The following is a 26,066-nucleotide window of genomic DNA, read 5'->3' as shown; positions in this document are numbered from 1 at the left end:
CGGTGCAACTGCTGCTTCTTCATCTCGATGATGCTTTGGAGTTGCAGCCCGACTTCGTACGCGCGTGCAAATTCGCAGGCGCGTACCAGTATTTCGGCAAGAATGCCGGCCAGCAGGTTCGGCTGTGGAGCAAGCAGGGTGCTCTTGACGATCTCAGCCGCGAGATCGTCAAGAACAGGCCTGCGACGGGCAAGACGCCGCAACTGTGCTTCATGGGCTCCGGTGATTTCCATCATATCACCGCCCTGCTGCTCGACGACGCGCTCGAGCGGCAGTCCAGCGCGGCCACGCTGATCCATTTCGACAATCATCCGGATTGGGTCAAGTTCGACGGCGGACTGCACTGCGGCTCCTGGGTCAACAGCGCACTTGCCAATCCCAGCATCCAGAAGGTCATCACGATCGGCGTCTGCAGCCATGATCTTCGCAGCCCGGAGCGCAAGGGGGCCAATCTGCACTGGCTCGGCGACGGCAAGCTGGAACTCTACCCTTACGAACATCCGCCGAGCCGCGTCCTGGCCGATTATGGCAATGGGGCCAGCTACCGCCAGGAAGGGGGGGCGCTGCACTGGAAGTCGATCGCCGAAATCGGCGAGGAAAATTTCATCGATCACATGCTCAGCCGTATTCGCACCGAGGCGGTCTATGTGACGATCGACAAGGACGTGCTGGCCGCCGACGATGCCGTTACCAATTGGGATCAGGGCCGCATGCGGCTGCCCTATCTCCTCTCCCTCATCAGCGAAATTGGCAGCCGTCACCGCATCATCGGCGCCGATGTCATCGGGGATTATTCGACCCCGAGTTATGCTGGCAGTCTTCGGATGCAGTTCATGAAGCGCGCGGAGATCTTCATCGATCAGCCGCGTATGCGCCAGGGCGCCGAAACGATGAGAAACATCAACAGCGCAGCCAATCATGCGCTGCTGGAGGTGCTGGCGGAGTACATGGAATGACTGGCAGCCTGACACTTCCCATGCTGGGACTGATCCTATTCTGCATACTCGCGGAGACGGCCCGCGAAGTTTGCTTTAAGCAAACGGCCGGCGAAGGCGCCCTGCTTTCGGCGCTGGCCAAGCCGATCACCTGGCTCGGCATTCTGTTCTGGGCCGTTGAGCTTTTCGCCTGGACGGCCGTTCTGGAGCGCGTCCCCCTGACCATCGCCTTTCCGCTGATGGCGTTGAGCTATGTGGTCATCGTGCTCGCCGGCGCCGTCATCTTCAAGGAAAACATCAACCTGCGCCACGCGACGGGCGTGTTCCTCGTCACCGCCGGTGTGGCCTGCGTGGGAGTTACAGGACTATGAAAATCTTTGCGCACACCCGATGGGATCTGGCACCGGTTCTGGCCGCTGTCGCCCATCTCGCCTTCGATGTCTATCTGATCGTCGGCTTCGAAAGCCGGCCGCTTTGGCTTTCCGCCATTCTTGGCTGCCTTTATGCCGTTTCCATCTCCTGGAACATCAACAGCATATCGCACAACTTCATCCATACGCCCTATTTCAAGCCGCGCTGGATGAACTACGGCTTTAGCCTGCTGGAATCGGTCGCGATCGGTTTCTCGCAGACCTATTATCATTGGGTGCATATGCGCCACCATTCCGGCAACAGCGACCGGCCGGATGAGAAAGGCGACACTATCGATCTGCTGTCGATCTATCGCCATGGCCGCGACGGCCAGCCGGAAAACGTCTGGTCCTACACGTTTCTGAGCTTCTTCCGCGACAGCCTCGGCGACATCCACAAGGCGATCGCCCGCAACCGCCCCTTCGATGCGGCCTGGGGACGGTTCGAACTCTATTTCTTCCTGGGCCTTGCCGCGCTCGCGCTGATCTACGATTGGAAGGCGGTGCTGTTCTTCGTGCCCTTCTATTATATCGGCAACTGCCTGTCGTCGCTGAACGGCTATTACGAACATCTGAACGGCGATCCGGACGAGCCCATCGCCTGGGGCGTTTCGAGCCACAAATCCTTCTACAACTGGCTCTGGTTCGGCAACGGCTATCATGCTGAGCACCATTATCGCCCGCGGACTCACTGGACGAAACTCCAGGCGCTGCATGAGCAGATCAAGGACGAGCAAGAAAAGAATGGCACGCATGTGATCAGCACCTGCCATGCTCTTGGCTTTATGGCCAAGGAAAATCGGCAGTCGGAGCTGTCTCATGAAAGCTGACGAATTGAGCTTCTTCATGGAGGGCTCAAACGGCAAAGGCGTTCTTCTGATTCACGGTCTGACGGGAGCGCCGGCCGAAATGAAGCTGGTGGCCCGTCACCTCAACCGCAGGGGCTACAGCATCTATGCGCCGTTGCTCGCAGGCCATGGCGTCGATGCGAAGACCCTGCGCGGAACGAGCTGGGAAGACTGGCTAGCCTCTGTCGTCAGCGCATCGGAATTTCTTGCATCCAGAACGCAGGAAGTCTTTGCGGCCGGCATCTGCGTCGGTGGCAAGCTGGCGATGCTGGCCGCCGAACAGCAGAAGAAAACCATCAGCGCGGTGGCGATCTATTCTCCCTGCTTCAGTTATGACGGCTGGGACGTTCCCTTCTACTATCCGCTGCTGGCCTCCCAGATCGGCTGGCTGTCGCGCGTTCCGTTCCTCGATCGGCTGAACTTCAGCGAGACGACCTCGCTCGGGATAAAGGACGAGCGCATGCGCCGGCTGATCGAAGGCATGGCGAGCGAAGGCGTTTTGGAAAAATTCCCGGGCAAAGGTCTGGTCGAGATGCACCGGCTGGGCAAGGCTCTTCGCAGCCTGTTGCCGCGGATGCAGACGCCGACGCTGATCCTGCATGCCGAGGATGACGATCTCGCCAGCCCGAAGCATGCCCGTTACATTTCCGAGCATATCGGCGCTCCGCACGAACTGAAATGGATCACGGACAGCTATCATATGATCCATGTCGACCGGCAGCACCGTCAGGTGGCCGATTTTACGGCCGATTTCTTCGAGGCGCGTCATGTCGCAGCCGCTGCTTAAAGTCCCGCCGCAGCCGATGGGCGATCCGGTGGCCGAAGTTCATGTCAGCATCCGCGCCATCGGCCGCGATGCCTGGAATGCGTGTTTCCCGGGTCAAGTCGAGGACTATGATTGCCTGCTGGCGATCGAGGAGGCCGGTCTCGAAGGGTTTGAATGGCGCTACATCACCGTCACGGAAGGCGGACGGGTCAGCGCAGCCATGCCGGCCTTTCTCTGCCTTTATGCCCTCGACACCACGCTGGAGGAAGGCTTCCTGCGCCGGTCCATGCGCAAGGTCCAGCGCTATTTTCCGAAGTTCCTGAAGCTGCGCCTTGCCTGCCTGGGTTCACCCTGCACGGAAACGGGGGCGATCGGCTTTCATCCCGACGTCGATGGCGAGCGACGCGGCGCCTTGCTGGCCGAGATGCTGTCCTTTTTCGAGCAGGTCGCCGCGGCCGAGCATTGCGGGCTGATCGGGCTTAAGGATATTCCGGAGCCGACATCGGCCGAATTCGGTGCGCTGTTTGCCGCGCGCGGCTATGCCACGATCGGCGGCCTTCCGACGGCCTGGCTCGATATCGATTTCAAGACGATCGACGAATATCTCGCCAGGCTTTCGTCCGGCACGCGCAAGGACATGCGCCGCAAGATGAAATCCTTCGAACAGGTCAGGGTCGAGATTCGGACGGATTTCGGCGAATTCCTGCCTGAGGTCATGGCGCTCTATCACGACACGCGCAATCGCAGCGAATGGCAGTTCGAAGAACTGACGCCCGCCTATTTCCAGGGCATTCTCGACCGGATGAGCGGCCGCTCGTTCTGCGCCTTCTATTTTGTCGAAGACAAGCTCATGGCCGCCAATCTGATCGTCCATGACGAGCGCGTGGCGATCGACAAGTTCTTCTGCATGGATGGCGAAAAGGGCCGGCCCTACAATCTCTATTTCCTGAGCTGGTTCACCAATCTGCGCTATTGCCTCGACAATGGATTAAGCCGGTACCAGAGCGGTCAGGCCTATTATGAAAACAAGGTGCGGCTCGGCAGCAAACTGACGGCCAATGCGATGTATTTCCGCCATCGCAATCCTTTCCTTCAGGGACTGTTGCGACTGGTATCGCCGCTGTTCTCGACAGATGAGGCGGATGTGTAATGCCGATGCGTCTTTCCTGGCTTGCCGTACCGGTGCTGAATACCCTGTTCCAATTCTTCATCAAGCTCGGAGCCGAGCAGATGAACGCCGGGGACGCGGAAAGCTGGCTGTGGCAAGCGCTCTCCTCCTACTGGATATTGGCAGCCATCGCCGTCGAGATCGTGACCTTCTTCATCTGGATGAACGTGCTTGCCGAACTCGATCTCAGCCGCGCCTTCCCGCTTTCCGGTATTAGCTACGTGCTGATCATCGCGACAGGCTGGTTCGTCTTCGGCGAGCGTGTCGTCGCCCTGCAGGTGGTCGGCAGCGGATTGATCCTCCTGGGCGTCTGGTTGATCGCCGGAGCCAACGCGACGCCGGAAGAGCGTGACGATTGGCATGTCAAGCATGACGGGCTGCGCAGCAGCGCCGGTAAGGATGGAAGATGACCGGTTCTCCAGCTGAAAACCGCTCTAAGGGCAAGAGCAATGTCCTTTTCTCCGGTGTTGTGGACTGGTGCGTGAAGCGCGCGCTGTCTTCGATCGTGACGCGCGGCGCATTGACCGTGACCACGGCAAGCGGCCGTGTGCTGACCTTTGGCGACGGCACCGGCAAGCCGGTCCGTGTCCGTTTCACCGACGACCGCGCCGAATGGGCGCTCCTCATCGATGCCGATAAGCGGCTTGGCGAGCTCTTTATGGATGGCCGCTTCATCGTGGAGCAGGGTACGCTCTACGATTTCGTGGCGATGATGCTGCGCGAAGGGCAGAACAGCACCCACCCCCTCATTGCCCGCATCATCGATCATATCAGGACGAAGCTGCGGATTTTCCGCCATCGCAACCTACCGGGGCGATCGAAGGCGAATGTCGCGCATCACTACGATCTCGACGGTAGGCTCTACGAACTCTTCCTCGATCCGGACAGGCAATATTCCTGCGCCTATTTCGAGCATGCGGACCAATCGCTTGACGATGCGCAGATTGCCAAGAAGCGGCATCTCGCCGCCAAGCTTTTGATCGAGCCGAACAACAGCATCCTCGATATCGGCTGCGGCTGGGGCGGCCTCGCGCTGCATATGGCCGAATATGCACCGGGCGGTTACGTGCTCGGCGTGACCCTGTCGGAAGAGCAGCATGAATATGCGTCGAAACGCGTGGCCGACAGGGCGGGCGGAACGCCGGCAGAGGTTCAGTTCGCGCTGAGGGACTACCGCAGCCTGACCGGCCGCTTCGACAGGATCGTTTCCGTCGGCATGTTCGAGCATGTCGGGCTGGCGTCTTATCGCACCTTCTTCCGCAAATGCGCTGAACTGCTCGAGGATGACGGCATCATGGTGCTGCACACCATCGGCTGTTCGGCGACGCCCGGCTTCACGACGCCGTGGCTCGACAAATACATCTTTCCCGGCGGCTATATTCCGGCGCTGTCCGAGATCGTACCGGAGATCGAGGCGGCGGGGCTTGCCATCACCGATGTCGAGGTGCTGCGGCTGCATTATGCCAAGACGCTGGAGGCGTGGCGGGAGCGTTTCATGGCGCGTTGGGGCGACGCCGCCAAGCTCTATGACGAGCGCTTCTGCCGCATGTGGGAATATTATCTTTCGACGGCGGAGGCCGCCTTCCGCTACGAGGACCTCGTCGTATTCCAAATCCAGATTGCTAAGCGAAACGATATCATTCCGCTAACGCGCAACTATATTGCCGAGAATGAAGCGAAGAGCGCTTCAAAACTTGACGTTGAAGGTTCTGTTCAGCGTGAAGCCAATGATGTTCTGGTCGGGTGAGCCGAAGCGCGAGGTGATCGGGCTGTCGGCTGCATCGCCAACCAGGCGGTTATATTTCCCGTAGACCTGCACGCTCCATTCCGGCGAGATCGTATAGGTCGCCGCCACGGTGAAGCCGACCGATTTCACGCCGGCACCGGCATCGAAGGCATTGATATGGCCATGTCTGGCAGCTTCACTGTCCAAGATGCCGAAGTTGGTGCGCATATAGACTGAGTTTGCCATCGACAGGCGAGGGCCGGCGGACAGGAGCCATTTGTCTCCGAGCGGCTGGAACCAGTCGAGGGCAAAATCGCCCACCAGACCATCGCCGCCCCAAAGCGACTGGCGTATTTCCGTGCGGAACCGGAGCCGATTGTCCATCAGCCAATATTGGGCGAAGCCGCCCGCATCGAAATTCCAGCGGACCCTGCGCTGGCTTTGCAGGTGCAGATCGTTGATGTCGAAGCGGTCGTCCCGCAGTCCGACAACCGGGCCGATTTCGACGCCGCCGAGATCGAAGAGCTGATAATCGAAATTATCGTCAGGCGCGCTGTATTCCTGCGCCTCACCCAAACGATGGATGTCGAATGAGGGCAGGGCGCCGAAGGTATAATGCTTCGATCCCTCATAGCTCGGGCCATATTCAACCGTCGCACCAAGCGTGACGACCCAGGTCTCAGCTGAGGATTTAGGAGTATCGTCCGCTCTGGATGAGGCCGGGAACATACCGACTATGAACGCTGCCAGCAGTCCCGTTCCGGCCAGCACAGACGGCCGGGCGGAAAAAGATGTCCCAACATTTAACACTCTGAAAACACCTGATGCCTGATCGCCCCTGCAGCTCTAGTAGCACAGCTCGCGGCTTGGAAAACAGTAGAAAGTTTGACGGCAGACATGGCGCCTGACCACCAGCCTGAACGCTTCTGTATTGCTAACGCCCCCATCGACCATCCTTCGGCAGAAAGCGAAGCAGGCCACATCCTGTCGTGGCTGCCGCCGTGCCTGCGACAATTCCCGTCAAGATAGAGAGGTTTTATTTCACGAACCTGAAGCGCATGCGCCGCCGAATATATCGTTCCGGCTTTCATCGATTGGAAGCTGCGCGTTTTGTTCCTAGATAGGCTTTGTCCGCTATCGATGGTGGACGAACGATATGAGAGCACTCAAGGCAGGTTTCAGCGCATGAAGGATCGGCCATTCGGCACATCGGGCATTTCTGGATGGTTGAACCGCTACGAGCCCTTGCTGCTCGTGATGTTCGCCGCGCTTTCGGGCGGCATTCTTCTGTTCATCTATCTCACAGGAGAGGTGCTCGAAGGCAGCACGAAGGGGTTCGACGAGGCGATATTGCTAGCGCTTCGTCAGCCCGGGAACCTTGACATGCCGATCGGGCCGGGATGGCTCACCCATGCCGTCAAGGACATTACCAGCCTCGGCGGGACGACGGTGCTCGCGCTGATGACGGCGCTCGTGACGATCTATCTGCTTCTCGACCGGCAGCGCTCCATCGCCATTTTCATCCTCGCTTCGGTCCTGGGCGGATGGGCATTGAGCACGGCGTTGAAGATCGGCGTCGCGCGGGCGCGTCCGGATATCGTACCGCATCTGGTCGAGGTGCAGGATCTGAGTTTTCCAAGCGGCCATGCGATGGTTTCGGCCGTGACCTATCTGACCCTCGCCGCGCTGATCTCAGGCACGCGGACCTATCGTTCGACGCGCGTCTTCATCGTCGCGGCCGGTATCCTGCTGACATTGATGATCGGCGCGAGCCGGGTCTATCTCGGCGTGCATTATCCGACCGACGTTCTCGGCGGCTGGTGCGCCGGCGCGACCTGGGCGCTCGCCTGCTGGCTCATCGCCCGCCGCTACATATCGGCTGGGCCAAGGGACAAGGGGTCTGCCGAAGACGATGGTCCGCCTTTCAAATGAGAGAATGTGCCCCTTGCAGGATCAGCACTGGACTTCGAGCCGCGTCGCGACCAGCAGCGAGTAGTCCGTGCCCTTGGGGTCGCTGAAGAACATGCTGGTCAGCGCGGCCTGGTTTTCCGCCATGACTTCCTTCGGGTTGGGCCTGATCACCTTGCGCTTGCAGCGGCCTAAAGCCGGCCCCGACGTGGTCAAATCGTTGTCGGTGGCGAAATCGACGGCCGTATAGAGCGTCTTGTCGTAGATGCCGAAGATGGTGGTTCCCTTGAGGAAAGTCTTCTGCTCCGGCTTCAGCGAAAAGGTCAGCGTCAGCGAACCATCCTTGTAATTGGCCTCAACCGCGTCCGGTTTGGCCATCGGTACCGCTTTGCCGTTGCTGGTGACGTTCGTATAGTAACCATATTGCGCCAGCGAATCCCGCACCGTCTTGCCGACCGCCTTGAGCTCGCTCGCGCTCAAACCTTGGTCGCCGCTCTTGCCGTAATCCATGAGTACAGAGGAGGTGAACACCTCGTCGAAGCTCCAGACGTTGCGCAGCTCGCTGATCGAGCCATCGGGCGCCGAGACGACCTCGAACTTGGCATCGATGAAGATATGCGGATGGGCAAATGCGGGAATGGGTAGAAGCGACAGCATCGCAATCAGCAGGGAAATCTTTGTTTTCATGCTTTTCATGCGAGCAGCTACCGCGTTTCGTCCGGTCTATCCGATGCGCAGACCTGAACGTCAAATGAGACTGATTTGAGACCCTTCGCGTGTGGGCAAGGCATAGATGCAAGGAAAGGAAACGGGAATAAGGAAACTCGCCTTTTCGGCAAAATACCAGCCTCGGCCTGAGCCGTGACTTTTTCTCTTCGGAGGAAAATCTGGAAAACTGGAGCGGGCGAAGGGATTCGAACCCTCGACCCCAACCTTGGCAAGGTTGTGCTCTACCCCTGAGCTACACCCGCTCATTCCCGTCGCGATCCGGGGTAGTGTGTTGGACCGCTGGGCGTCGTCTTGCGGCGACGGGCGCTATATGGCCTAACCATTTTTCAAATGCAACAGGGAAATGACGAGTTCGCGAAGAAAAAATGCATCTTCTTTCCATAAGCTCTCGGAAAGCCCGGAAACGCCGGGCTTTGCCGTCTCGAAGATTGCAATGAAATTGTGAGCGACTTATCAGGGGCGAACCATTTTTCATTGCGAGACGTCATGACTGAGACCACTCCAAAAACCCGCGACGATCTTTTCCGATTCCTGGACGAGCTCGGCATTAGCCATACGACCAAGGACCACGCTCCAGTCTTCACCGTCGCCGAATCGGTGTCGCTGCGCGACGAGATTCCTGGCGGCCATACGAAGAACCTGTTCGTGAAGGACAAGAAGGACAATTTCTTCCTGTTGACCGTCGAGGAGAATGCGACCGTCGATCTGAAGACCGTTCACACCCAGATCGGTGCGGCGAGCAAGGTGTCCTTCGGCAAGCCGGAAAAGCTGATGGAATATCTCGGCGTCATTCCGGGCTCGGTTACGGCCTTCGGTGCGATCAACGACGTCGCCAACAACGTTACCTTCGTCCTCGATGCCGATTTGATGGCGCATGACATCATCAACTGCCATCCCCTGTCGAACGATGCGACGACGTCGATTGCCAGCGGCGACCTCCTGCGCTTCATGGAGGCGACGGGTCATGCGCCGCTAGTCTTGAAAGTGACGAGCTAACGTACGATTTTAGCGCTAAGATATGGCAGGCGGCTTCTCTTCGGGCTGTCCGTGTGCTTTGACCATTCCATTCGGCGTGCTGCCAAACGAACTTTATCGGTTCGTTTGGAAATCATGCTCTCCATAAGATCAAGGATGCCGGCAGGCGGGAGACACTCATGAGCGGTTCGAACAATCCCTACAACGCTTCCTTCGGCGGGCAGATGTCGGCCTCGGCATCCTACGGCGGCGCGCCGGCAGCCGGTGGCGCTTCGCCGATCAAGGACACGACGACTGCCAACTTCGCCAAGGATGTTATCGAAGAATCACGCCGGCAACCGGTGCTGGTTGATTTCTGGGCGCCCTGGTGCGGCCCGTGCAAGCAGCTGACGCCGGTTCTCGAAAAGGTGGTCACTGAGGCCCAGGGGCGCGTCAAGCTGGTCAAGATGAACATCGACGATCATCCCTCGATCGCCGGTCAGCTGGGCATCCAGTCGATCCCGGCCGTCATCGCCTTCGTCGATGGCCGTCCGGCCGATGGTTTCATGGGTGCTGTTCCCGAGAGCCAGGTTCGCCAGTTCATCGATCGTCTCGGCGGCCCAGCGGGCGGTGCGGACGATCAGGCGGCGGAGATAGCCGCCGTTCTGGAAGAGGCGAGCGGCGTGCTTGCCGCCGGTGATGTCAATGGTGCCGCCGAGCTCTTCGGCGCGGTGCTGCAGGCGGATCCTGAAAATGCCAAGGCGCTCGCCGGCATGGCGGAATGCATGATCGCCGCTGGCCAGAGCCAGCGTGCCCGCGAAGCGCTTGCCGACCTGCCGGAGACCCTCGCCAACGATGCCGGCATCCAGGCCGTGGTGAAGAAGCTCGACCAGATCGACGAGGCCCGCAAGCTTGGCGATCCCGTGGCGATCGAGCATGAGCTTGCCCTCAATCCCGACAATCACGAGCAGCGCATCAAGCTCGCCAAGATCCGCAATGTCGAAGGCAAGCGCGAAGAGGCGGCCGAACATCTTCTGACCGTCATGCGCAAGGATCGCAGCTACGACGATGACGGCGCGCGCCGCCAGCTCCTGGAGTTCTTCGAGGTATGGGGCGCCAAGGACCCGGCCACGATCGCGGCACGGCGCAAGCTTTCCTCCATTCTGTTTTCGTAAGAGCCTGTTTTCCTGATGTGGATAGCGATCGTGCGAAACATTTCGCGCGATCGTTTGGTTTAGATGAACGCGGCGTATCGGCACCTCGGCTAAAATACTCTTGTGTTTTCGGCAGACGGGCTCACATTGTCTGACGACGTGGCGCGGGATGGAAGCGACCGCGATGTGTGTCGTTCCTGTGCGGCCCACCGTGGCCGGCAGCGCGGTGTTCTAGCGGGATGGAAGAGATGCAAGTCGGCAATGCCAGATATTTGAAGCCAAGCGATCTGCCCGAATCGGTTGCTGTCTTTCCCTTGTCCGGTGCTTTGCTGTTGCCCGGGGCGCAATTGCCGCTCAATGTCTTCGAGCCGCGCTATCTTGCCATGTTCGATGCGGCGATCGCCGGCAACAGGCTGATCGGTATCGTGCAGCCCGCCCTTTCCGAGCCCGCCGAATCGCCGAACCTTTCGCATGTCGGCTGCCTGGGACGCATCACCTCCATCGCCGAAACCGGCGACGGACGTTATATCGCCGCACTGACCGGCATATGCCGTTTCCGGCTGATGGATGAAATCACCACGCATCAGCCCTATCGCACCTTCCGCATCACGCCTTTCATCTCCGACCTCAAGTCGCACCATGAAGAGGATACGGTCGACCGCGCCGCACTGCTTTCGGCCTTCCGGGCCTATCTGGAAGCCAACAAGCTGGAGGCGGATTGGGAAAGCGTCGAGCGAGCCGACAATATGATGCTGGTCAATTCGCTCTCGATGATGGCGCCCTTCGATCCGGCCGAAAAGCAGGCTCTTCTCGAAGCCCCGGATCTCAAAACCCGCGCCGAAACCTTCATCGCCATCGTCAAGATCGTGCTGGCCGGCTCCGGCGACACTGATTCGCTGATGCAGTAGGAGCTTGCCGATGGATGTTACGGTCAGCAAAGTCGACCCGAAACTGCTCGATCTCCTCGTCTGCCCGCTGACCAAGGGGTCGCTAAGTTACGATCGAGAAAAGAACGAGCTGATCTCGGAAAAGGGGCGCCTTGCCTATCCGATCCGCGACGGCATTCCGATCATGCTGATTTCGGAAGCAAGACGTATCGAAGATTGAGGTTCACCTTGAAATCTGGGTCACCGGTGCTTTTAGAAACACGCCAAGACTTTCTTAAATTTCACGACCTGCCTTTGGACACTGTGCTATCAATTATCGACCGCGCAAGCGTCCTGGCGGATGCGTGGTCAAGGCGGGCAATGCCGCGTACCATGGAAGGAAAACGCGTTGGGCTCATCATAGACGACGGCGGCTGGAGAAATACGACAGCGTTCGATCTCGGCGTGCAAGCGATGGGCGGCATCTGCGTCACCGTTCCGATCAGCCTTAATCTCCATGAAACTACCAGCGACCTGGCTGGCTACCTCGACAATTGGTTCGACCTGTTGATCGTTCGTACGAAAGAGTTAGCCGCACTTCAGAAGCTTGCCAGCGGCGCGAGCGCTCCCGTTATCAATGCTCTCACAAAATCCAACCATCCTTGCGAGACGCTCGGTGATCTCGCCTACATAAAAAGCGTAAGAGGAACCACAGACGGCCTGACAGTCGTCGTCGTGGCGCCGGATGCCAACATTCTCCGATCATGGGTCGAAGCTTCGATTTCTTTACCGATTCAGGTCACACAGATCTATCCTGAGAAATGGCATCTCACAGATCCTGGACTTTTAAATCCGAACTTTAGGACAAGTACCGATATGGGGGAGTTGTTAGATGCGGATGTGATCATTACCGACTCGTGGCCGCCCGGTTGCGAGGAAGCGGAATTGATCGATTTCCAGATATCGGCTTCTCTTCTCGACCGAGGACGTCCCAACGCGATCTTCCTTCCTTGTCCACCGGTTACCCGGGGTCAGGAAGTGACAGTCGATGCCATGACACATTCCGCTTGCCAAAGTCTGACAGCGAAGGCTTTTCTTTTGCACGCGCAAAATGCGCTGATGGAACTGCTTATTGCCTAACGGCGGAAATTTCGGTCTCGCTTCAAATCGCCTCGCCCGCCAGTAGCCGCGGATTGTCCTTTGCCGTCGTGCCGGCCGCTTGGCCGATGAAGAAGGATTTGAGGCTGGGCAGGCGGTCGACGATCCCTAGCCCGAAGTCGCGGGCGATGCGCAGCGGTGTGTTGTCGTTGGAGAAGAGCCGGTTCAGCACGTCGGTCGTCACCCCCATGCGGAAGGTGTCGAAGCGGCGCCAGGTCTGGTAGCGCTCGAGGGTGTTGATCGAGCCGATGTCGAGGCCGAGGCGATCGGCCTCGACGATGGTTTCGGCAAGGGCCGCCACATCCTTGAAGCCGAGATTGAGGCCCTGGCCGGAGATCGGATGGATGCCGTGAGCTGCGTCCCCTGCGAGCGCGAAGCGCGGCGCGACAAAGGCGCGGGCAAGCGTGAGGCCGAGCGGGAAGGCGCGGCGCTCGCCGACGGTGGTGAGTGCGCCGAGCTTGTGGCCGAAGCGGCGTTCCAGCTCCTCCTCGAAGACGAGATCGTCCGAGGCGACCAGTCGTTCGGCATCGGGGGTGCGCTCCGTCCAGACAAGCGAGGAGCGGTTGTTCTTCAAGGGCAGGATGGCGAAGGGGCCGGAGGGCAGGAAATGCTCCTCGGCGCAGCCGCCATGCGGGCGCTCATGCTCGACGGTGACGACGATGCCGGACTGGCCGTAATTCCAATTGACGGTCTTGATACCGGCCATGTCGCGCAGCTTGGAGCGCACGCCGTCGCAGGCGACCAGAAGCCGCGTTTCCAGGGTGCTGCCATCCGAGAGGGTGAGCGTGGTCTTGTTGTCGTCGGTGACGAAATCCGTGGCGCTGAGGCCATGCTTGATCGGGATGCCCAAGCGCTCACAGGCGCCGCGAAGCGCCCCGACCATGGTCATATTCGAAACCATATGGGCGAAGGGCTGACCCTCGGCGACTTCGCCGTCGAAGGTGAGGAAGACCGGGCGGACGGGATCGCCGGTGCGCGAATCGGTGACGATCATGCGGGTGATCGGCTCGGCCTCAGGCGCGATTTCGTTCCAGACACCGAGAACATCGAGCATCTTCGAGGCGGCGGCGATGATCGCCGATGCCCGCATATCCTTCTTCCAAGCGGTTTCGGGAGCGGCTTCCACGATCATCACGTCGAGGTGAGGTGCGGCCTGCTTGACTGCGACTGCTGCGGCAAGACCCACATATCCGCCACCCACTACCAGCATGTCCAACATAGTGCTTCCCTGTGTCTTACTATCGCGTCCTGCTCTATATAGAGCATCCTGTTGACGGTTCCTACCATGGGAGTTCAAGCAAAATGTCGCGAGAGACCGAGAAGCTCACCCCGATGGAAACCGTGTTGGCGACGCTCGATCTCGAAACGATCGAGATGAACCTATTTCGCGGCAAGAGCCCGCAGGTCGGCTGGCAGCGCGTCTTCGGCGGGCAGGTCATCGGCCAGGCGCTGATGGCGGCGCAGAGAACTCTGGATGGCGATCGCTTCGCGCATTCGCTGCATGCCTATTTCATGCTGCCGGGCGATCCTTCGGTGCCGATCCTTTATCAGGTCGATCGCCTGCGCGATGGCTCGAGCTTCAATACGCGGCGCGTGCTGGCCATCCAGCATGGCAAGGCGATTTTTGCGCTGACCGCATCTTTCCAGGTCGACGAGCCCGGCTTCGAACATCAGAGCGATATGCCTGATGTGCCGATGCCGGAGGAGCTGATGGACGAGGAGCAGGTGAAACAGCGCTATCTCGCCCACGCGCCGGAGAACGTCCGCCGCTACTGGGAGCGCAAGCGGGCGATCGAAATCAGGCCGGTGTCGATCGAGAGCTATTTCTCCCGCGCACAGCCGAGCCAGCGGCAGAATATCTGGGTTCGGGTGACGGGACCGGTGCCGGATGACCGGCTCTACCAGAATGCGGTGCTCGCCTATCTCTCCGACATGACGCTGCTCGATGTTTCCCTGAACGCGCATGGCACATCGGTCTTGGACCCGACCGTCCAGGTGGCGAGCCTCGACCACGCCATGTGGTTCCATCGACCGTTCAAGCTCGATGACTGGCTGCTCTACAGCCAGGAGAGCCCGAGCGCCTCCGGCGCCCGCGGATTTACGCGCGGCAGCCTGTTTACGCGATCCGGTATCCTGATTGCGTCGGTAGCGCAGGAAGGCCTGATTCGTAAAAAGGCAAATGATTAAATAAAGTGCAATTTTATAAAATTGCACTTTATTTGTGCTGCTCTTTTGGCGAGAAATGCCGCTTTATTGGTTCTGCGCAATAAATCTGTTTTATTTCAATACGTTATAAATGTGTCACGAATCTGGCACGCCCTTTGAATGTGTATGGCCAGTCGCTGCAGAAACACTCGTCGGCGGCAAGGAGAGTCGGCTCCGCGCCGAGGCTAACAAAGGATGGGAAACCAGATGAAAATTGTGATGGCCATTATCAAGCCGTTCAAGCTCGATGAGGTCCGTGAGGCCCTCACGGCTGTCGGCATCCAGGGCCTGACTGTGACCGAAGTGAAGGGCTACGGGCGCCAGAAGGGGCATACCGAGATCTATCGCGGCACCGAATATGCCGTGAGCTTCCTGCCGAAGCTGAAGATCGAAGTCGCAGTCGCATCCGAAACCGTCGACAAGGCCGTCGAGGCCATTGCGTCGGCCGCCAAGACCGGCCAGATCGGCGACGGCAAGATCTTTGTCTATTCCATTGACCATGCCGTGCGCATCCGTACGGGCGAAACCGATTCAGAAGCGCTGTAAGACACGGCGGACCAGGGAGTTATTTGCATGTCATTTTCCAAGCTTTCCTCTGCCCTGACACGGGTGGGCGCGCTTTCTGCGGCCTTGCTTGCGCCGGCGATCGCCTTTGCGCAGGAGGCCGCCCCGGCTGCTGCGGCTGCGACCGCCGCCGCTCCGGTTCCGGACAAGGGCGACACCGCCTTCATGTTCATCTCCACCATTCTCGTGCTCTTCATGCTCGTTCCGGGCCTTGCGCTGTTCTATGGCGGTCTTGTCCGCGCCAAAAACATGCTCTCGGTCCTGATGCAGTGCACGATGATCGGCGCCGTCGTGATGATCATCTGGGTTCTCTACGGCTACTCCTTCGCCTTCGGCGGCGGCACCAGCCCCTATTGGGGCGGCACGGCCAAGATGTTCCTGTCGGGCGTTTCGACCTCGACGACGGCTGCAACCTTCTCCAAGGGCGTCGTCATTCCTGAGTTCATCTTCATGCTGTTCCAGATGACCTTTGCCGCCATCACGCCGGCCCTGATCATCGGTGCCTTCGCCGAGCGCATCAAGTTCGGCGCGGCCGTGCTCTTCTGCGCGCTGTGGGCGACCTTCGTCTACTTCCCGATCGCTCACATGGTGTGGGATTCCAACGGCATGCTCTTCAAGATGGGCGCGCTCGATTTCGCAGGCGGTACTGTCGTTCACATCAATGCCGGTATCGCAGGCATCGTCGGCGCCATCCTCGTCGGCAAGCGCGTCGGCTTTGGCAAGGACATGATGGCTCCGCATTCCATGACGCTGACCATGGTCGGCGCATCCATGCTCTGGGTCGGCTGGTTCGGCTTCAATGCCGGCTCGAACCTTGAAGCATCCGGCGGCGCAATGCTCGCAACCGTCAACACCTTCATCGCAACCGCAGCCGCCATCATCTCCTGGTCGCTGGTCGAAACCTTCACCCGCGGCAAGGCCTCCATGCTCGGCGGCGCTTCGGGCATGGTTGCCGGCCTCGTCGCCATCACGCCTGCAGCCGGCATCGCCGGTCCGATGGGCGCGATCGTCATGGGCCTTATCGTCTCGCCGCTCTGCTACTTCTTCGTCTCGGTCGTGAAGAACAAGTTCGGCTATGACGACACGGCTGACGTCTTCGGCGTGCACTGCATCGGCGGCATCTTCGGCGCCATCGCAACCGGCGTCTTCGCCAGCGCCTCGCTCGGTGGCGTCGGCTATGCCGAAGGCGTCACCATGAGCAGCCAGGTCGTCGTCCAGCTGACCGCCGTCGTCACGACCATCCTGTGGTGCGGCATCGGCTCGGCGATCCTCTACAAGGTCGTCGATGTCATCATCGGTCTGCGCGTCGCTCCGGAAGCCGAGCGCGAAGGTCTCGACCTCGCCTCGCACGGCGAAGCCGCCTACCACAATTCCTGATCGGAGCTTGCGAAATCGGAGCAAACTCTCCGGTTTCGCTCAATATCCCGTCGCGTCCTGTTTCATCGCAAATAGGCCGCTCTTGGCCCGGACCTCGGTTCGGGCCCTTTTCTTTGGTGCGATTACATCCAGTGGCGAAAGCCCCGTAATCTCCCGGCTCGGCATGCATGGTTAACATGCCATTAACCCTCCTCTGATTAGGTATGGCTAACCTGCCGGTGAGTGGGCATAGACCGATTCGCTTGCGCTTTGGACTGGAACGGGGCTTGATATCATGGGCAGAAGCAATTCGGCGGCGTTGAGCGGTCGCCCCGACCGTTTATCGCTTTCGAGCGTGGTTTGGCGTCAGATCAAGGGGCTGTCGGGCTTTGGAATATTGTTCCTGCTGGCGCTCGCCGTTGCGGCGCTGGCGACCTGGAACGTCATGGACCCCAGCTATTCCTACGCAACTGCCAATGCGCCGACCAACCTGCTCGGCTTTCCCGGCGCCGCCTTTGCCGACGTCATGATGCAGTCGCTCGGCCTCACCTCGCTTCTGGCGATGCTGCCCGTCGTCGCCTGGGCCTTTGCTTTGATCACCAACCGCAAGCTTCATCGGGTACCCTCGCGCCTCGGCGCCTGGTTCGGCGGCTGCATCGTCGCAGCCGGCTCGATCGCCTGCTTTCCCGCTCCGCCGACTTGGCCGATCCCTAACGGCATCGGCGGTGTCGTCGGTGATCTTCTGCTACGCCTCCCGGCCCTTTTCATCGGCACCTATCCGAGCGGTGTCGTCGCCATCATCATCGGTTCGGTTCTCGCCGTCCCGGCCATTTGGCTCATGCTCTTTGCCTCCGGCGTCATCGGCGAAAATCTCGTGGAAGACGAGGAGGATGAGGACGATTACGAGGAAACCCGCAGCCGCGCCCGTCGGGTGGGCGACGTGGACGAGGATGACGACCGCGGCAGCTTCCTTGGCAATTTCATGGCCTTCGGAGCAGTCATGCATGCCTGGTATAACACGCAGGCCCGCTTGCGCCGGCTGTTCGGCATGGGTCCACGCAAGCGCCGCGACCATGCCTTCGACGCGCCTTACGATTTCAATGATGACGAATTCGGTACGCTGAACGAGCCCGTGCGTGCCAAGGCGCCGATGGTGCGCGGTGACCGTCTCGAGCCGTCCATGGATGGCCCCGCGGCCCGGCGCGTCGTTTCCGCGCCCTCGATCAGCCTCGGCGATGACGAGGATGAGGACGAGGATTCCCTTTATGATCGCGATCCGCGGCGTCCTGCCGATATTCTGCCTGACGATGAGGATGAAGATTGGCCGTTAGCCCCGGCTGCATCGAAGGGAGCTGCCGCCGGCCATCGCGTCACCCCAGCCGCTCCGCGCCCGAAGCCTGGAGCGCGGGCTGAGCGGGAGGCGCAGACTTCCTTCATTCGTCCCTATGGTTTCCAGCTTCCCGCAGTCCATCTGCTTGCCGAGCCGAAGGCCGTCGCCCGCGATGCAACGCTCTCTGCAGATGCGCTGGAGCAGAATGCTCGCATGCTCGAAGGCGTGCTGGAGGATTTCGGCGTCAAGGGCGAAATCATTCACGTCCGCCCCGGTCCGGTCGTCACGCTCTATGAGCTGGAGCCGGCGCCAGGCATCAAGTCGTCCCGCGTCATCGGCCTTGCTGATGATATCGCCCGTTCGATGAGCGCGATCGCTGCCCGCGTCGCCGTCGTTCCCGGCCGCAATGCGATCGGCATCGAGCTGCCAAACTCGACGCGCGAGACGGTCTATCTGCGCGAGCTCATAGCCAGCCGGGATTTCGAGACCTCCAAGGCAAAGCTTGCGATGTCGCTCGGTAAGACGATCGGCGGCGAGCCCGTGATTGCCGACCTCGCCAAGATGCCGCATCTGCTTGTTGCTGGCACTACCGGCTCGGGTAAATCTGTTGCGATCAATACCATGATCCTGTCGCTGCTCTACCGCATGACGCCCGAGCAATGCCGCCTGATCATGATCGATCCGAAGATGCTCGAACTCTCCGTCTATGACGGCATTCCGCACCTCTTGTCGCCTGTCGTCACCGACCCGAAGAAGGCCGTGGTTGCGCTCAAATGGACCGTCCGCGAGATGGAAGAGCGCTACAAGAAGATGTCGAAGATCGGCGTGCGCAACATCGACGGCTTCAACAGCCGCGTCGAGCAGGCCGTCGCCAAGGGCGAGGCGATCAGCCGGACCGTGCAGACCGGCTTCGACCGCCAGACCGGCGAGGCGATCTATGAGACGGAAGAATTCGACCTGAAGCCCATGCCCTATATCGTCGTCATCATCGACGAAATGGCCGACCTGATGATGGTCGCCGGCAAGGATATCGAAGGTGCCGTGCAGCGTCTGGCGCAGATGGCACGTGCGGCTGGCATCCATGTCATTATGGCAACGCAGCGCCCGTCCGTGGATGTCATTACCGGCACGATTAAGGCGAATTTCCCGACCCGCATCTCCTTCCAGGTAACGTCGAAGATCGACAGCCGCACCATCCTCGGCGAGCAGGGGGCCGAACAACTCCTCGGCATGGGCGACATGCTCTATATGGCCGGCGGCGGGCGCATCCAGCGCGTCCACGGACCTTTTGTCTCAGATGGCGAGGTGGAGGATATCGTCGCCTATCTGAAGACACAGGGCGCGCCGCAATATCTCGATGCCATTACCGCTGATGACGACGAGGACGATGACGGCCATGGCCCGGTCGGCACCTCCAATCTTTCCGATTCGGAGGATCCCTACGATCAGGCGGTTGCGATTGTGCTGCGTGACGGCAAGGCCTCGACCTCCTATATCCAGCGCCGTCTCGGCATCGGCTACAATCGTGCGGCGTCGCTGATCGAGCGCATGGAGCAGGAGGGCCTGATCGGCCCGGCCAACCATGCCGGCAAGCGCGAAATTCTCGTTCCGACTGAAGCCGATATCCTGGATCGCTGAGGCAACCCACCTTTCCGTGTGGCATATCCCGTCTATGTTCAGAGAAATTTGATCGCAGCCCTTACCGGCCTTGGGCCGTTGCGCCATGAAGACGCCGATTTTGCGCGCCATGGACGAAGCATGAAGGAGAATTCGATGACAAAGTTTGATGCGCAGCCGTCCAGCCGACTTTCCCTCACCCGCCGGCATTTCCTCGGCGCTGCGGTTGCTGTCGGCGCGGCAGGCGCTCTGCCGGTTTCGGCTTTCGCGCAGGCCCAAGCACAGACGCAGCCGGCGGCCGCTACCCTCAATCCCAACATCGCCCAGGCCATCGCCGATCATTTTTCGTCCATCAAGTCGATGAAGGGCGGCTTCCTGCAGATCGGCCCGCGCGGCGATCAGATGAGCGGCGCATTCTTCATCCAGCGGCCCGGCAAGATGCGCTTCAACTACGATCCGCCGTCGCGCATGCGCGTAATTTGCGACGGGAACAACGTGCAGGTCATCAACGACCAGACGCAGACGAGGAACATGTATCAGCTGTCGAAGACGCCGCTGAGCCTGCTGCTGGCCAACAAGATCGACCTCTCAGCCGATATGGTGCGCAATGTGGATTCGCAGCCGGATCTCACCAAGATCACGCTCGGCAACCGGACGGTCTTCGGCGATTCCACCATCACGATGATCTTCGATTCGAAGTCCTATGACCTGCGCCAATGGACTGTCATCGATCCGCAAGGCAAGACAACCGATGTGATCATCAACAACGTAAAGACGAACGTCGCCTTCGACGACAGCGTTTTCCGCATCGATTACACGCGCTGAGCGTCGTCTCCATCCGAGCCGTAGTAAGCGGCGAATGGTGCTTTTCTTTCCGCCACAGCCGGTCTAAAGCCTTAGGCTGACCGGAGGGACCAGCGATTCATCGAATCGCAGAGTCGATCCGGCTGTCTGTTTGACGCAATTCCGGACGGAAAACCGCTGCGCACTTTTCCTCGAATTGCTTTAGGGAAAAGGTTCGGGCATGGGATTTTCGATTGCGACCTGGAATATCAATTCAGTGCGGCTACGCATGCCCATCGTTGAGCAGTTCGTCATGCAGGCCCGGCCGGATATTCTCTGCCTGCAGGAAACCAAGGTTCCGAACGAGCTTTTTCCTTATGCGCCGCTCCGCGCGCTTGGCTATGAGCACATCATCATTCATGGCCAGAAGGGTTATCATGGCGTTGCCATCGCTTCGCGTTTCCCGCTGACCGAGGACCACCGCCAGGATTATTGCAATGTCGGCGACAGCAGGCACATCTCGGCCATCTTCGAGCGCGGTGGCCGCCGCATTCGCCTGCATAATTTCTATGTGCCGGCCGGCGGCGACGAACCGGATCGCACGATCAATCCGAAATTCGGCCACAAGCTCGATTTCATCGAGGAGATGAAGAAGCTGCATGCCAATGCCGAGCAGAACACCTCCGCAATCCTCGTCGGCGATCTCAATATCGCTCCGCTGGAGCACGACGTCTGGTCGCACAAGCAGCTCCTGAAGATCGTCAGCCATACGCCTGTGGAGACCGAAGGGCTGCTCGAGGTGATGAAGCGCGGCGCCTGGCTCGACCTGATGCGCCAGCAGGTGCCGGAAAACGAAAAGCTCTATACGTGGTGGAGCTATCGCGCCAAGGATTGGGAGGCCGCCGACCGTGGCCGCCGTCTCGACCATATCTGGTCATCCTCCGATCTCGGCCCGCATCTGCAGAGAATCGAGATTCTGAAAGTGGCGCGTGGCTGGGATCGTCCGTCCGACCACGTGCCGGTCGTGGCGCATTTCAATCTCTGAAGCGGGATTGAGTGTTATCAGGAAAACCGGCCGAGCATTGCGGCCGCTTGCCTGGCAAGTGCGGCGAAGTTTTCGCGGATGCGGTTCTGGATCAGCAGGCCGGCGTCTGGATATTCTTCGATCAACCGGTGAAAGAGGGCGCGGGTGATGCGGATCACGTCGGATTCTTCGGCGGCAACAGCCGTATATTTCCGTTCCACCAAGGTCACCATCGCCAGCTCCGAAAGCATGGTGCCGGCCTGGACTATCGCTTCCACCTGTATCTGGCCGTTAGCATCGATGGTGCTGAGTTCGAAACTGCCGCGCGTGATGACATAGGCGCATTCGGCGGGCGACTTTTCCCGGAACAGCGTCTGGCCTTCGTTCACGTGGCGGCGATCGGCACCGAAGGCGATCAGTCGCAGTGGCTCGTCGCCCATGCCATGAAACAGCGGCAGTTGCGACAGCAGTCGAATATCGTCGTTCAGCGCCATCGATTGCCTATGGAATGATCTTGTAGCCGCCGTTTTCCGTGACCAGGATTTCGGCGTTGGAGGGATCGCGCTCGATCTTCTGGCGAAGGCGGTAGACATGGGTCTCGAGCGTATGGGTGGTCACGCCGGAATTATAGCCCCAGACTTCCTCCAGCAGGATATCGCGGGTGACGACCTTCTGGTCGGCGCGATAGAGATAGCGGATGATGGCGGCTTCCTTTTCCGTCAGGCGGATCTTCTGTCCGTCTTCGGTGGTCAAAAGCTTCTGGCTCGGTTTGAAGAGATAGCGTCCGACAGTAAAGGTCGCATCCTCGCTCTGCTCGTGCTGGCGCAGCTGTGCACGGATGCGGGCGAGGAGGACGGCAAAGCGGAAAGGCTTTGTCACATAATCGTTAGCGCCGGCTTCAAGGCCCAGAATGGTGTCGGAATCCGTGTCATGGCCCGTCAGCATGATGATCGGCGGCTTGAAGCCGTTCTTGCGCAGCAGCTTTACGGCTTCGCGGCCGTCCATATCGGGTAGGCCGACATCCATGATGAGGAGATCCACGGGCACGGTGCGCGCGGTCTGCACGCCTTTTCCGGCGGTCGCCTCCTGCAGGACGTTGAATTCCTCGTAAAGCGATAATTGCTCGACCAACATCTCACGCAGGTCGTTGTCATCATCCACCAGGAGAATGGTGCGTGCCGTCATGCCGTTCGGGTCCTTGTTCTCATTCCTCCTAAGTCCTACGCCAAATTGCACTTTTGGCAAGTCGCGAGGCGGCTCAGGCTTGGTCGTTTGGTTGAAACTGCTATGATTTCAAACGAAATCACACGCAAAGCAAAAACATGTGAGTGAAATGCAAAAGATAAGGGCGGAGGCGGGACGGACCGCATCGACGATCGTCGTGCGGCCTGCGCCGGGTAAGAAAACGCGGGCATTGGTGCAAGTAGCGGGCATCACGGTGCCGGCGGCAATCGGCCGGTCCGGGCGCAGCATCTTGAAGCGGGAGGGCGACGGCGCGACGCCGATTGCGGGCATGAAGCTGCTCTATGGCTTCACGCGCGGCGATCGGATCCGCTTCCTGCGGACGGCCCTGCCGATGCGGCACATCCGGAAGGATATGCTCTGGTGCGATCAACCCGACGATGCCAACTACAACAGGCCGGTGAAGGCGCCCTTCAAGCCGAGCCACGAGGAATTGCAGCGGGAGGACGGCCTTTACGATATCTGCCTGGTGCTGGACTGGAACGTGCGCTCGCGCCGGCGCAACCGCGGCTCGGCGATCTTCTTCCACCTGATCAGGCCGGGATATGAGCCGACGGCCGGGTGTGTTGCGGTGAGCCTGCGCGACATGAGGCGCATCCTGCCATTACTGCGAAGAGGTACGACCGTCCGGGTTGTCTGAAAGGTCGCCCGGGGTTAACATCCCGATATTCTCCACTATATGGGATTTCGACCGGTGCGCCTTTGCGGACCAGACCGACCCCTTTTCTTTTAGAATTTAAATCGCGCCTTCACTCCACCCGCTTCTCATCCTTTGGAGACTTATCGTGACCACGCAACCGACAATCACGTTCAATGACGGCAATTCCATTCCGCAGGTCGGCCTCGGCGTCTGGCAGACGCCGGAAAACGTCGCGCCGATGGCCGTCAGCACGGCTTTGAAAGCCGGCTATCGCCATATCGATACCGCAGCCATCTATGCCAACGAGGATGGCGTCGGCGAAGGCATGCGCCAGTCCGGCGTTGCCCGCAAGGACATCTATCTCACAACCAAGCTCTGGAATGAGGCACAGGGCTTCGATTCCACGCTGAAGGCCTTCGACGAAAGCCTGAAACGGCTCGGCACCGACTATATCGACCTCTACCTCATCCACTGGCCGTCGCCGCATCGCAACCGCTATCTCGACACCTGGAAGGCTTTCGTCCGTCTCAAGGAAGAAGGCCGCGCTCGTTCGATCGGCGTCTCCAATTTTGCCGCCGCGCATCTCGAACGTATCATCGGCGAGACCGGCGTGACGCCCGTGCTGAACCAGATCGAGCTGCATCCCACCTTCCAGCAGAAGGAACTGCGTGCCGTTCACGACAAACTCGGCATCAAGACCGAATCCTGGAGCCCGCTCGGCCAGGGCAAGCTTCTCAGCAATGCTGTCATCGGCAAGGTCGCCGCCAAGCATGGCCGCACGCCAGCACAGATCATCATCCGCTGGCACATCGACAACGGCCTAATCGTCATCCCGAAATCGGTGACGCCGAGCCGCATCGAGGAAAACCTCAACGTTTTCGATTTCAAGCTCGACGGTGACGATCTGGCTGACATGGCCAAGCTCGATTCGGCTGGCGGGCGCATCGGTCCGGATCCGCTGACGGCGAGCTTTTGATAGCAGGTTGCCATCAGTTTATGCAAGGAGGCCCGGAGTGAAGACTCCGAGCCTCTTTTGTCATCCTGTCGTCCTGAGTGCCGTCAGACCTGAACCCAGGCCGGTGCCACAGTCGGTCCTTTGCCGAGAAAGAAGCCGAAGTGGATGTTCATCTCGCCGATCGGCTCGATGAAACGGGCATTGCTGAGCGGACCAGCGTTGACCGGCTCGAAGCCGATGGATTCGACGAGGTCGGATACGGCATGTTTTGCCTTCTCGTCGTCTCCGGCAATGAAGACCTGCAGCACCTTGCCGTTCCGTCCCTCGGCGGGCAGCAACGGTGCGAAAATCGTGTTGAAAGCCTTCACCACCGCTGCCTCGGGCGCTAGCGCCTGAATTTCTTCGGCCGCCGAGCTCGAGTGCCCGACGACGAGGCCGCTGAAATCTGCGGTAACGGGATTGCTGATATCGATCAGCACCTTGCCCTTGAGATTTCCGGCTTCCTTCAACGTTTCCGCGATAGCGCCATAAGGCAGCGCCAGTATGACGATATCTGCAAGCTTGACGACGGCGGCAACCCCGCCCGCTTCGATGCCAGCGCCCAGTTCGGCGGCAAAGGCTACTGCCTTTGCGGGATCGCGATGGCCGATGATCACGTCAGACCCTGCTCCGGTCAGCAGACGCGCCAGTCCTGCTCCCATATTTCCGACACCAATGACAGCGATTTTCATATTTATCAGCTCCTTGTTGTGACTGACAAACATATAAATTTATCGCCATATCCGGATAAATTGTCTAGATAAATCGATACTTGAAACGGGTTGTTTCTAATGGATCGCTTCTCCGGCATGAACGTTTTCGTTAAGGCAGTCGAGCTCGGCTCCTTCAGTGCCGCGGCAGAGGCATTGAATATGTCGCCACAGCTCGTCGGCAAACATGTGCAATTTCTCGAACAGCATCTTGGTGTTCGGCTTTTGAACCGGACCACGCGTCGTCAGCACCTGACGGAAGTCGGCAGCCAGTTTTACGAGCGCTCGCGCAATATTCTGGCAGAAGTCGAGGCTGCGGAGGCGCTGGCGGCGGAAACTCGGGCCGTGCCGCGCGGGAAGCTGAGGGTCAACGCCCCCGTCACGTTCGGTATCCATGCGCTCGCGCCAACGCTTCCCAAATATCTGGGAGCGCATCCGGAGGTTTCGATCGATCTGTCGCTAACGAACCGCATGGTGGATCTGATCGATGAGGGCTACGACGCAGTCTTTCGCGTCGGTGAGCTCGCTGACAGCGGGTTGATCGCCCGTCGTCTCAGTCCCTATCGTCTGGTGATCTGTGCTGCGCCGAGCTATCTGCGCGCCCGCGGCACCCCCTCCACGCCAGATGATCTTCGAAATCATGAGTGCCTGATCTTCTCGCATACGATGCTCAGGACTCATTGGGATTTTGAAGGACCGGAGGGGAATGTGAGCGTTCCGATCTCCGGCCGGCTGATGATCGACAATGGTGAGGCGCTGCTGAAAGCCGCGTTGGCAGGGCTCGGCATTATCCTGCAGTCGTCCGAACTCATCCAATCGAGCTTGGAAACGGGAGCGCTGGTGCCGCTTTTGCCCGGATATAGCGTGCCGACGCGCCCGCTGCATGTTCTCTACGCGCCGGATCGCCGCATCACGCCGAAGCTCCGTAGCTTTCTCGACTTCGTTTCGGCGGAATTCGGCGACCACGGACCGGTGTGAC

At 59.7% G+C, this 26,066-nt stretch carries 28 protein-coding genes and 1 tRNA gene; 22 read left to right on the top strand and 7 right to left on the bottom strand.

Annotated features, from left to right (window positions below):
- The first annotated feature begins 2 nt into the window (after positions 1–2).
- Genes FHX05_RS23065 through FHX05_RS23035 form a run of 7 tightly spaced genes read left to right on the top strand, consistent with a single transcriptional unit; the run spans position 3 to position 5,874 of the window.
- Entirely contained in the window at positions 3–956 is a 954-nt protein-coding gene (locus FHX05_RS23065; RefSeq protein ID WP_112399514.1) for an arginase, read from the top strand.
- Positions 953–1,306 carry an EamA family transporter gene (locus FHX05_RS23060; RefSeq protein ID WP_015341516.1) on the top strand — a complete coding sequence of 118 codons (354 nt, stop codon included), beginning with the start codon at positions 953–955 and terminating at the stop codon, positions 1,304–1,306. Before FHX05_RS23065 ends, FHX05_RS23060 begins: the two co-directional genes overlap by 4 nt.
- Positions 1,303–2,175, top strand: a complete 873-nt coding sequence (locus FHX05_RS23055; RefSeq protein ID WP_112606592.1) for a fatty acid desaturase — start codon at positions 1,303–1,305, stop codon at positions 2,173–2,175. Before FHX05_RS23060 ends, FHX05_RS23055 begins: the two co-directional genes overlap by 4 nt.
- A complete protein-coding gene (locus tag FHX05_RS23050) occupies positions 2,165–2,980 on the top strand; it encodes an alpha/beta fold hydrolase (RefSeq protein WP_112336280.1) in 816 nt (271 codons plus the stop codon). The genes FHX05_RS23055 and FHX05_RS23050 overlap by 11 nt, the downstream gene beginning before the upstream one ends.
- Positions 2,961–4,109 (top strand): GNAT family N-acetyltransferase, encoded by a 1,149-nt coding sequence (locus FHX05_RS23045; RefSeq protein ID WP_183874751.1) that lies wholly within the window; start codon positions 2,961–2,963, stop codon positions 4,107–4,109. Before FHX05_RS23050 ends, FHX05_RS23045 begins: the two co-directional genes overlap by 20 nt.
- Positions 4,109–4,537, top strand: a complete 429-nt coding sequence (locus FHX05_RS23040) for an EamA family transporter (RefSeq protein WP_183712535.1) — start codon at positions 4,109–4,111, stop codon at positions 4,535–4,537. Before FHX05_RS23045 ends, FHX05_RS23040 begins: the two co-directional genes overlap by 1 nt.
- Positions 4,534–5,874, top strand: a complete 1,341-nt coding sequence (locus FHX05_RS23035; RefSeq protein ID WP_183874749.1) for a cyclopropane-fatty-acyl-phospholipid synthase family protein — start codon at positions 4,534–4,536, stop codon at positions 5,872–5,874. The genes FHX05_RS23040 and FHX05_RS23035 overlap by 4 nt, the downstream gene beginning before the upstream one ends.
- Here FHX05_RS23035 and FHX05_RS23030 read toward each other — a convergent pair.
- Complete coding sequence (locus tag FHX05_RS23030) at positions 5,815–6,582, bottom strand: MipA/OmpV family protein (protein ID WP_246699053.1); 768 nt, start codon at positions 6,580–6,582, stop codon at positions 5,815–5,817. The two genes, FHX05_RS23035 and FHX05_RS23030, sit on opposite strands and share 60 nt — an antisense overlap.
- 456 nt (positions 6,583–7,038) lie before the next feature.
- On the opposite strand from FHX05_RS23030, the gene FHX05_RS23025 reads away from it, so the two are divergent.
- On the top strand, positions 7,039–7,785 hold the full coding sequence (locus tag FHX05_RS23025) for a phosphatase PAP2 family protein (RefSeq protein WP_183874745.1): 747 nt from the start codon (positions 7,039–7,041) through the stop codon (positions 7,783–7,785).
- A gap of 21 nt (positions 7,786–7,806) precedes the next feature.
- Here FHX05_RS23025 and FHX05_RS23020 read toward each other — a convergent pair whose 3' ends face one another.
- Complete coding sequence (locus tag FHX05_RS23020; RefSeq protein ID WP_183874743.1) at positions 7,807–8,448, bottom strand: DUF1007 family protein; 642 nt, start codon at positions 8,446–8,448, stop codon at positions 7,807–7,809.
- A gap of 209 nt (positions 8,449–8,657) precedes the next feature.
- Positions 8,658–8,732: transfer RNA gene (locus FHX05_RS23015), tRNA-Gly, on the bottom strand.
- A 244-nt stretch (positions 8,733–8,976) separates the two neighbouring features.
- Between FHX05_RS23015 and FHX05_RS23010 the strand changes: the two genes are divergently transcribed.
- The 5 genes from FHX05_RS23010 (at position 8,977) to FHX05_RS22990 (ending at position 12,604) form a co-directional block, all read left to right on the top strand.
- On the top strand, positions 8,977–9,486 hold the full coding sequence (locus FHX05_RS23010) for a prolyl-tRNA synthetase associated domain-containing protein (protein WP_183874741.1): 510 nt from the start codon (positions 8,977–8,979) through the stop codon (positions 9,484–9,486).
- Between the two features lie 158 nt (positions 9,487–9,644).
- Positions 9,645–10,619, top strand: a complete 975-nt coding sequence (gene trxA, locus FHX05_RS23005; protein WP_183874739.1) for a thioredoxin — start codon at positions 9,645–9,647, stop codon at positions 10,617–10,619.
- A 227-nt stretch (positions 10,620–10,846) separates the two neighbouring features.
- The gene (locus tag FHX05_RS23000; protein WP_183715030.1) at positions 10,847–11,506 is read left to right on the top strand and encodes an LON peptidase substrate-binding domain-containing protein; all 660 of its coding nucleotides are present in this window, start codon (positions 10,847–10,849) and stop codon (positions 11,504–11,506) included.
- 10 nt (positions 11,507–11,516) lie between these two features.
- A complete protein-coding gene (locus tag FHX05_RS22995; RefSeq protein ID WP_015341504.1) occupies positions 11,517–11,705 on the top strand; it encodes a Trm112 family protein in 189 nt (62 codons plus the stop codon).
- Between the two features lie 8 nt (positions 11,706–11,713).
- Positions 11,714–12,604 (top strand): ornithine carbamoyltransferase, encoded by an 891-nt coding sequence (locus tag FHX05_RS22990; RefSeq protein WP_210294963.1) that lies wholly within the window; start codon positions 11,714–11,716, stop codon positions 12,602–12,604.
- Between the two features lie 22 nt (positions 12,605–12,626).
- Here the strand turns inward: FHX05_RS22990 and FHX05_RS22985 are convergent, their stop codons facing one another.
- Positions 12,627–13,919, bottom strand: coding sequence for a ubiquinone biosynthesis hydroxylase (locus FHX05_RS22985; protein ID WP_183874737.1), 1,293 nt, complete (start codon positions 13,917–13,919; stop codon positions 12,627–12,629).
- Between the two features lie 5 nt (positions 13,920–13,924).
- Between FHX05_RS22985 and tesB the strand changes: the two genes are divergently transcribed.
- The 6 genes from tesB to FHX05_RS22955 all read left to right on the top strand — a co-directional run bounded on the left by tesB (position 13,925) and on the right by FHX05_RS22955 (position 21,522).
- Complete coding sequence (gene tesB / locus FHX05_RS22980; protein WP_112607929.1) at positions 13,925–14,809, top strand: acyl-CoA thioesterase II; 885 nt, start codon at positions 13,925–13,927, stop codon at positions 14,807–14,809.
- A 213-nt stretch (positions 14,810–15,022) separates the two neighbouring features.
- Entirely contained in the window at positions 15,023–15,373 is a 351-nt protein-coding gene (locus FHX05_RS22975) for a P-II family nitrogen regulator (protein ID WP_015341499.1), read from the top strand.
- A 27-nt stretch (positions 15,374–15,400) separates the two neighbouring features.
- A complete protein-coding gene (locus FHX05_RS22970) occupies positions 15,401–16,768 on the top strand; it encodes an ammonium transporter (protein WP_183715007.1) in 1,368 nt (455 codons plus the stop codon).
- 274 nt (positions 16,769–17,042) lie between these two features.
- Positions 17,043–19,715 carry a DNA translocase FtsK gene (locus tag FHX05_RS22965; protein ID WP_183874736.1) on the top strand — a complete coding sequence of 891 codons (2,673 nt, stop codon included), beginning with the start codon at positions 17,043–17,045 and terminating at the stop codon, positions 19,713–19,715.
- Positions 19,716–19,850: 135 nt separating this feature from the next.
- Complete coding sequence (locus tag FHX05_RS22960; protein ID WP_112336295.1) at positions 19,851–20,519, top strand: outer membrane lipoprotein carrier protein LolA; 669 nt, start codon at positions 19,851–19,853, stop codon at positions 20,517–20,519.
- A gap of 199 nt (positions 20,520–20,718) precedes the next feature.
- On the top strand, positions 20,719–21,522 hold the full coding sequence (locus tag FHX05_RS22955) for an exodeoxyribonuclease III (RefSeq protein WP_183874734.1): 804 nt from the start codon (positions 20,719–20,721) through the stop codon (positions 21,520–21,522).
- A gap of 17 nt (positions 21,523–21,539) precedes the next feature.
- Here the strand turns inward: FHX05_RS22955 and FHX05_RS22950 are convergent, their stop codons facing one another.
- Together FHX05_RS22950 and FHX05_RS22945 are read right to left on the bottom strand one after the other, a co-directional pair.
- The gene (locus tag FHX05_RS22950) at positions 21,540–21,995 is read right to left on the bottom strand and encodes a cyclic nucleotide-binding domain-containing protein (protein ID WP_015341494.1); all 456 of its coding nucleotides are present in this window, start codon (positions 21,993–21,995) and stop codon (positions 21,540–21,542) included.
- Between the two features lie 7 nt (positions 21,996–22,002).
- On the bottom strand, positions 22,003–22,686 hold the full coding sequence (locus FHX05_RS22945; protein WP_069614787.1) for a response regulator transcription factor: 684 nt from the start codon (positions 22,684–22,686) through the stop codon (positions 22,003–22,005).
- A gap of 148 nt (positions 22,687–22,834) precedes the next feature.
- Here FHX05_RS22945 and FHX05_RS22940 point away from each other — a divergent pair, with 148 nt between their 5' ends.
- Positions 22,835–23,383: a L,D-transpeptidase gene (locus tag FHX05_RS22940; RefSeq protein ID WP_183874929.1), complete on the top strand. Its 549-nt coding sequence runs from the start codon at positions 22,835–22,837 to the stop codon at positions 23,381–23,383.
- A gap of 145 nt (positions 23,384–23,528) precedes the next feature.
- Complete coding sequence (locus tag FHX05_RS22935; RefSeq protein ID WP_183874732.1) at positions 23,529–24,359, top strand: aldo/keto reductase; 831 nt, start codon at positions 23,529–23,531, stop codon at positions 24,357–24,359.
- Positions 24,360–24,442: 83 nt separating this feature from the next.
- Here the strand turns inward: FHX05_RS22935 and FHX05_RS22930 are convergent, their stop codons facing one another.
- Complete coding sequence (locus tag FHX05_RS22930; protein ID WP_183714999.1) at positions 24,443–25,102, bottom strand: NADPH-dependent F420 reductase; 660 nt, start codon at positions 25,100–25,102, stop codon at positions 24,443–24,445.
- Positions 25,103–25,168: 66 nt separating this feature from the next.
- Here FHX05_RS22930 and FHX05_RS22925 point away from each other — a divergent pair, with 66 nt between their 5' ends.
- Positions 25,169–26,065 carry a LysR family transcriptional regulator gene (locus tag FHX05_RS22925; protein WP_112412911.1) on the top strand — a complete coding sequence of 299 codons (897 nt, stop codon included), beginning with the start codon at positions 25,169–25,171 and terminating at the stop codon, positions 26,063–26,065.
- Position 26,066 lies beyond the last annotated feature (1 nt).

Source organism: Rhizobium sp. BK491, assembly GCF_014194925.1.
In the GTDB taxonomy this organism is placed as follows: Bacteria; Pseudomonadota; Alphaproteobacteria; order Rhizobiales; family Rhizobiaceae; genus Rhizobium.
This window is presented reverse-complemented; position numbering and strand designations above follow the sequence as displayed.

What these genes read in the sequence shown, in the direction of transcription:
- FHX05_RS23060 (WP_015341516.1), top strand. Translation starts at nt 953, where the DNA reads ATGACTGGCAGCCTGACACTTCCCATGCTGGGACTGATCCTATTCTGC.
- FHX05_RS23055 (WP_112606592.1), top strand. Translation starts at nt 1,303, where the DNA reads ATGAAAATCTTTGCGCACACCCGATGGGATCTGGCACCGGTTCTGGCC.
- FHX05_RS23050 (WP_112336280.1), top strand. Translation starts at nt 2,165, where the DNA reads ATGAAAGCTGACGAATTGAGCTTCTTCATGGAGGGCTCAAACGGCAAA.
- FHX05_RS23045 (WP_183874751.1), top strand. Translation starts at nt 2,961, where the DNA reads ATGTCGCAGCCGCTGCTTAAAGTCCCGCCGCAGCCGATGGGCGATCCG.
- FHX05_RS23040 (WP_183712535.1), top strand. Translation starts at nt 4,109, where the DNA reads ATGCCGATGCGTCTTTCCTGGCTTGCCGTACCGGTGCTGAATACCCTG.
- FHX05_RS23035 (WP_183874749.1), top strand. Translation starts at nt 4,534, where the DNA reads ATGACCGGTTCTCCAGCTGAAAACCGCTCTAAGGGCAAGAGCAATGTC.
- FHX05_RS23030 (WP_246699053.1), bottom strand. Translation starts at nt 6,582, where the DNA reads ATGTTCCCGGCCTCATCCAGAGCGGACGATACTCCTAAATCCTCAGCT.
- FHX05_RS23025 (WP_183874745.1), top strand. Translation starts at nt 7,039, where the DNA reads ATGAAGGATCGGCCATTCGGCACATCGGGCATTTCTGGATGGTTGAAC.
- FHX05_RS23020 (WP_183874743.1), bottom strand. Translation starts at nt 8,448, where the DNA reads ATGAAAACAAAGATTTCCCTGCTGATTGCGATGCTGTCGCTTCTACCC.
- FHX05_RS23010 (WP_183874741.1), top strand. Translation starts at nt 8,977, where the DNA reads ATGACTGAGACCACTCCAAAAACCCGCGACGATCTTTTCCGATTCCTG.
- trxA (WP_183874739.1), top strand. Translation starts at nt 9,645, where the DNA reads ATGAGCGGTTCGAACAATCCCTACAACGCTTCCTTCGGCGGGCAGATG.
- FHX05_RS23000 (WP_183715030.1), top strand. Translation starts at nt 10,847, where the DNA reads ATGCAAGTCGGCAATGCCAGATATTTGAAGCCAAGCGATCTGCCCGAA.
- FHX05_RS22995 (WP_015341504.1), top strand. Translation starts at nt 11,517, where the DNA reads ATGGATGTTACGGTCAGCAAAGTCGACCCGAAACTGCTCGATCTCCTC.
- tesB (WP_112607929.1), top strand. Translation starts at nt 13,925, where the DNA reads ATGTCGCGAGAGACCGAGAAGCTCACCCCGATGGAAACCGTGTTGGCG.
- FHX05_RS22975 (WP_015341499.1), top strand. Translation starts at nt 15,023, where the DNA reads ATGGGAAACCAGATGAAAATTGTGATGGCCATTATCAAGCCGTTCAAG.
- FHX05_RS22970 (WP_183715007.1), top strand. Translation starts at nt 15,401, where the DNA reads ATGTCATTTTCCAAGCTTTCCTCTGCCCTGACACGGGTGGGCGCGCTT.
- FHX05_RS22965 (WP_183874736.1), top strand. Translation starts at nt 17,043, where the DNA reads ATGGGCAGAAGCAATTCGGCGGCGTTGAGCGGTCGCCCCGACCGTTTA.
- FHX05_RS22960 (WP_112336295.1), top strand. Translation starts at nt 19,851, where the DNA reads ATGACAAAGTTTGATGCGCAGCCGTCCAGCCGACTTTCCCTCACCCGC.
- FHX05_RS22955 (WP_183874734.1), top strand. Translation starts at nt 20,719, where the DNA reads ATGGGATTTTCGATTGCGACCTGGAATATCAATTCAGTGCGGCTACGC.
- FHX05_RS22950 (WP_015341494.1), bottom strand. Translation starts at nt 21,995, where the DNA reads ATGGCGCTGAACGACGATATTCGACTGCTGTCGCAACTGCCGCTGTTT.
- FHX05_RS22945 (WP_069614787.1), bottom strand. Translation starts at nt 22,686, where the DNA reads ATGACGGCACGCACCATTCTCCTGGTGGATGATGACAACGACCTGCGT.
- FHX05_RS22940 (WP_183874929.1), top strand. Translation starts at nt 22,835, where the DNA reads ATGCAAAAGATAAGGGCGGAGGCGGGACGGACCGCATCGACGATCGTC.
- FHX05_RS22930 (WP_183714999.1), bottom strand. Translation starts at nt 25,102, where the DNA reads ATGTTTGTCAGTCACAACAAGGAGCTGATAAATATGAAAATCGCTGTC.
- FHX05_RS22925 (WP_112412911.1), top strand. Translation starts at nt 25,169, where the DNA reads ATGGATCGCTTCTCCGGCATGAACGTTTTCGTTAAGGCAGTCGAGCTC.